Here is a 2032-nt window from a genome sequence, read left to right as displayed (position 1 = left end):
AGAACCTCCGAAAACTCGCAAAACTAAGACCCAAGACGCGCGAAACGAGGAGCGCGATATGATCTGAAACGGCAAAACGACAGACCAACAAGCCGCCCAGTGCAACGGGCGGAACAAGAAGCTTGCGATTGAAGTTGCCAAGCAGGCAAAACCTCAAATCTCGGCGACTTCTTCAATAAAATAAGCTGTTTGGAAAAATGCTGCGAAATGTATGAAAGTCCTCTATATTGCGAAAAGCATTGGCGAGGTCATTCGTGATACGGACTTCAGTGCTTCTGAAGGGGACTTGACAAAACTATTTTTATAGTTTTATTGGAGTACATGATTAAACATAGCTCCGCAGCTCTTTCGCTTGCCGCTCTTGGCCATGATGCTCGCCTAACAGTTTTCCGATTGTTGGTGCGCGCCGGGGAAGATGGTCTGAACATCGGCGAGATTGGTCAACATCTGGGAATGGCAGCGTCTACGCTTGCCTATCATCTCAAGACCCTCGTTGAAGCCGGACTTGTGACGCAGGAACGGCAGGGACGGCAAATCATAAATTGCGTAGATTTCGACGTGATGCACCAAACTGTATCCTTCCTCACAGCAGAGTGTTGCGCAGGGGTCAAGCTCACTCAGGTTGACGCTGCTTGACGGAAACCGTCTTTTTTACGGCTCAAATAAACTATAAATTTAAGGATATAGATATGACTGAACTTAGTCCCAACATGCCCACCCGAACTAATGACTTCCTCCGGAGGTTTTGGGCGAAAGAGAAGGTCTGGCTTTTCTCGGCAGGTATTCTCATCTTGCTATTCGTCTTCGTACCGAAGCTTGGCTTGACCACCACAGGTTTTGTCGCGCAGAACCTTGTCAATATCGCCCCCTTCCTCGCCTTATCTGTTGGTATAGCGGCTTACGCGGGTGCAACAGGCGCTGATGGGTTGATCGCGCGGGCGTTTACGGGATCACCAATCGCAATGATCTTTCTGGCTGCTGTCATCGGTGGGTTATCTCCGTTTTGTTCTTGTGGCGTCATCCCACTTATTGCCGCTTTACTCGCAATGGGCGTTCCACTTTCGGCAGTCATGGCTTTCTGGCTTGCTTCTCCGGTGATGGACCCCTCGATGTTCTTTCTCACAACTGGCGTGCTTGGACTTGAATTTGCAGTAGCAAAGACTGTCGCAGCTTTGAGTTTGGGTGTGTTTGGAGGTTTCGTAGTTCATGCCCTATCACAAGCTGGGAGGCTTTCTGAACCATTAAGGGAAGGTGTTGGTAATGGTGGTTGCGGTGGTGCAAAGGTCCGCTCGGTGCAGCCTGTTGTGTGGAAATTTTGGAGCGACAATACGCGCGTTGCGAAGTTTATGGGCGAAGGTATCAAGACTTCGCTGTTCCTTGTAAAATGGCTTACTTTGGCCTTCATTCTTGAAAGCCTGATGCTGGCTTGGCTGCCTGCCGATCTGGTAGCAAGTTCACTGGGCGGCACCGGAATAGCCCCTATCGGAATTGCAACGCTTGTCGGTGTACCTGCCTATCTGAATGGATATGCAGCATTGCCGTTGGTTGGCGGTCTGATAGGACAGGGCATGGCACCCGGAGCGGCCCTGGCGTTTCTTGTCGCAGGAGGAGTCAGCTCGCTACCCGCCGCTATCGCAGTCTGGGCATTGGTCAAAAGGGAAGTGTTCTTCCTGTATCTCAGCATCGCACTAACCGGCTCGTTTGCCATTGGACTGTTGTTTCAGCTCTGGAGCGGTTTCTAAGAAAGAGCGTTCCTCAAACAAGGTTTCGGACTTTCATGCAATTGCAATGAGGGTCCGGTTGTCTCGTCTTGCCCCGTTTCAGTGGGCAGTTTCAATTGATCCGGTTGACCGCTCTTCGAAGTCAGCCGGGCTTACGTTGCCAAGATATCCATGGCGACGTTTTCGCTTACAGAACACCTCAACGTACTCGAACAGATCGGCGCGTGCTTCGTCTCTGGTGCGGTAGCGTATGCGGTTCACGCGTTCGCGTTTGAGCACGCCGAAGAAGCTTTCGACGACGGCGTTGTCAT

At 51.2% G+C, this 2032-nt stretch carries 3 protein-coding genes; 2 read left to right on the top strand and 1 reads right to left on the bottom strand.

Annotation, left to right across the window (positions count from 1 at the left end):
- Positions 1-321: 321 nt before the first annotated feature.
- Entirely contained in the window at positions 322-636 is a 315-nt protein-coding gene (locus tag H7847_RS26495) for an ArsR/SmtB family transcription factor (protein WP_227272703.1), read from the top strand.
- Between the two features lie 53 nt (positions 637-689).
- Positions 690-1742, top strand: coding sequence for a permease (locus tag H7847_RS26490; RefSeq protein ID WP_227272701.1), 1053 nt, complete (start codon positions 690-692; stop codon positions 1740-1742).
- Positions 1743-1820: 78 nt separating this feature from the next.
- Here the strand turns inward: H7847_RS26490 and H7847_RS26485 are convergent.
- Positions 1821-2032, bottom strand: a 212-nt coding sequence (locus tag H7847_RS26485) for an IS3 family transposase (protein ID WP_227272699.1), incomplete at its 5' end; no start/stop codon positions are given.

It is taken from the genome of Roseobacter weihaiensis (assembly GCF_020622345.1).
Taxonomy (GTDB): Bacteria; Pseudomonadota; Alphaproteobacteria; order Rhodobacterales; family Rhodobacteraceae; genus Roseobacter; species Roseobacter weihaiensis.
Note: the sequence above shows the minus strand (reverse complement) of the source record. Positions and strands in the feature narration are given on the sequence as shown.